We start from the raw sequence: 800 nt of genomic DNA, 5'->3' as shown, positions 1-800 counted from the left end.
CCCTTCAGCGCGTAGAACCTGATCGGCGAGTTCGGTTCGAACCCGATCCGCGGGTAGACCGGTGCACCGGCGACCGTGGCGTGCAGCGTGGCGCGGGTGATGCCGGTCGCCCGCCACGCCTCGTACAACGCCTTGCGCGTCACCGCCTCGCCATAGCCCCGGCGCTCCGAACCGGGCTCGGTCGCGACCAGCACCACGAACAACCGCCCGGCCGTCTCGACCGCTCCCGCGCACGTCACCGGCACGCCGTCCTCGAGGCCCAGGTATGCGTGCACCCCGCTCTTCCACAGCGCCGACCCGCCGATGCCGTCACGGCCGGCCTCGAGGTCGAAGCCGTACGCGCGGGAGTTGATGTCCGCGTACGCCTGCAGCTGCTCGTCGGTCGTCACCCGCTCGAAGGTCAGCTCCGCGTGCGAGGGCTCGGGGATCGGCAGCAGGTCGCCCGCCATCCCGGTGCCGGGGAACGCGTACGCGAGACCGGCGCGGTCGGCCAGCGCGTCGAGGTCGGCACCCTCCGCCAGGTCCTCGAACACCCACAGGAAACCGAACTCCTGCTTCGTCCGCATGACGTCCGCGGCCTCGGCGAAGCGCTGCGCGAGCAGGTCGGCCTCGATGCCGGACTCGGTGAGCGTCACGCAGTTCCAGAAGGGGAACTTGCAGTCCGCCCACCTCACCGCGACACCGGGGAGATCGCGCACGTCGGCGTCCGGGTTCTGATCCAGCACCATGGCGCGCCAACCCACGGTGAGCTGTTCCACGGACTCCGGCACTTCGGTCGACTCGATCATGCTCGGGAGCTT

Annotated in this window: 1 protein-coding gene; it reads right to left on the bottom strand. The window is 70.6% G+C overall.

The window, feature by feature from the left end:
* Window positions 1-788, bottom strand: a 788-nt coding sequence (locus SK571_RS46175) for a GNAT family N-acetyltransferase (protein WP_319990435.1), incomplete at its 3' end; no start/stop codon positions are given.
* Window positions 789-800 lie beyond the last annotated feature (12 nt).

This window comes from Lentzea kristufekii (assembly GCF_033949925.1).
GTDB lineage: Bacteria > Actinomycetota > Actinomycetes > Mycobacteriales > Pseudonocardiaceae > Lentzea > Lentzea kristufekii.
The sequence above is the reverse complement of the archived record's forward strand: the minus strand, read 5'-3'. Positions and strand labels throughout refer to the sequence as shown.